This window comes from Protofrankia sp. CiP1_Cm_nod3, assembly GCF_982290655.1.
Genome location: NZ_CEVIVD010000041.1, coordinates 1 through 1,909 on the forward strand (window position 1 = coordinate 1; position 1,909 = coordinate 1,909).

General features: G+C 70.0%; 1 protein-coding gene and 1 pseudogene. One reads left to right on the forward strand and one right to left on the reverse strand.

Going from position 1 to position 1,909, the window contains the following annotated elements:
* Positions 1–263 (forward strand): annotated as a pseudogene (locus tag AC5LUJ_RS10470) (conjugal transfer protein TraC); the annotation flags it as partial.
* Between the two features lie 24 nt (positions 264–287).
* Here the strand turns inward: AC5LUJ_RS10470 and AC5LUJ_RS10475 are convergent.
* Positions 288–1,909 (reverse strand): serine/threonine-protein kinase (locus tag AC5LUJ_RS10475; RefSeq protein ID WP_493464844.1); only part of this gene is annotated, 1,622 nt, incomplete at its 5' end.

The following is a 1,909-nucleotide window of genomic DNA, read 5'->3' on the forward strand; positions in this document are numbered from 1 at the left end:
TCAACCTCGTCCCGGATGATCTCGACCCCGTCGTGCTGGACGGCTACGACTACCGCGACCGGGCTGAGTACGATGCCACCGACGACGGCGAGTACGCGGATTACGCTGGCTACGGTCCCGACGCCGGCCACTATGCCGAGCGTGGTGCCCGGTACGGGACGGGCGGCTTCGCCGTCGACGCCCCGCCAGCCGGTCAGGACGAGTTCTCCGCCGAAGAAATGATGGACACCTTTCCCTATGGCCCGCTGTCCCGGGAGATCTAGCCGGCCGCGGGCCGCATGATCGCGCTACCCGTTCCCCGGGCTCCACGGCCGGAACGGGTCGATCGTCTCGGGCTGGCCACCTGGGCCGCCGGGAGGGGAAGCCGGCGGAACATCCGGCCCGTCGATCGGGAGGGGCGTCCCCTGGCCGGGCGGCAGCCCCTGCCGGGCCACCGGCGGCACGGCCGGGCGGGCGGTGGAGGCCACCCTGGGCAGGAGAACGATACCGGGATTGCAGTCGCCGAGTGCCGCCCGGCGGTCACCCAACGACGAGTCGACCAGCACGAAAGCCGTCGGCGGGAGCTGCTGGATCTGCGTCGGCTCGACGCTGAACTCATAGACCCGCTGCAGAACCGCACCGTCCTGATGGGAATCAGTGACCGACAGGCTTTCGGTGCTCTCCCAGAATGCCGACTGGGATACCGTGACCGACCGGCTCCAGCTGCTTGATTTTCCAGCCCTCCCGCGCGAACCGCCGCGGCTCTCGGTCTCGGAGACCGAGACGCTCCCCCCCGTGCTGCTGGACGCCCCCGTGGTGAGGCTGCTGCCGACCTGCCGGGTGACCTGGGAGAAGACGAACTTGTGCCCACGGCCGACGAACTCGGCCGCCCTCTCGGCCTCCCTGGCGTTCCCCAGCCGCATGACGAGGGTGGCGCTGTCGCCCGCGCCGATCAGACGTTCGGTGCCCTCTCCCAGATGCTCGAAAAGATTCACCAGACGTATGCCGGCGTTGGCCGCGTACCGGGCCATGCCCTCCAGCGCGGGCAGTCCCATCCGGTCCCCGCCGGCAACCACCAGAATGTCATGGGAAGCGTCACCACGGCGGCGGCGGAGCTGGTGCAGGACGATGTGGAACAGCACCCTGTCGGCGAATTCCTTACGGGTGGCCGACGTGTCATGGCTCGATGTCGCTATGATGCGCAGCCCGGGCACCGGCCACCACGGCCGCGGTGTGGTAGCCGGTGCCGTTTCCTCCCGGCCGGCCAACCGCTCCAGGGAGGCCCGCAGGTAGTGGATTTCCCGCTGGGTTCTTTCATTTTCTCGCCACCCGCCCGCCCGGTCGGCGACGGCGTTCCGCTCCGCGGACGACAGGAGGCCCGGACCGTCGTTCCGCTCGTTCCCCTCCAGCACGCGCAGGCCGGCGGCAAGCCGGCTGAAGGTCAGAGGTGGTTCCAGCCGGGTGGCGACAGCCGCGAGTATCTCGGCGTCGAGCACCCGGAGCGTCGGATCAGCACCCCCGCCACGTCCCACGTCGACGGCATCCGCGAGAAGCTCGGCGGCGTCCTCGGGATCCGCACCGTGCAACAGTCCCAGCCCGCCGATATCAGCGGGAAGATCGTCTACCGTGACCGGGCATCCCGCGTCGACCGCGAGCTGGGCCAGACCACCGCCGACTCCGCGCTCACTGAAATCGAGCAGGAGAATGCCGCCACCGGAAGCAAGCGCCGAGGAGCCAACGGTCGCCAGCAGGCCCGCCCAGCCGTCACGAGTGCCACCGAAAACGTCGACCCGGCTCGCTGCCGACCGGGGCGCCAGCGGATGGAACAACGGCACCGTCTCCCGCCGGGCACGGTCAGCGGCCTCGTGACTTTCCACCGCCGCCCGCCAGCCGGCGGTAGCGGCCTGATACCTCTCCCACTCGGCATCAC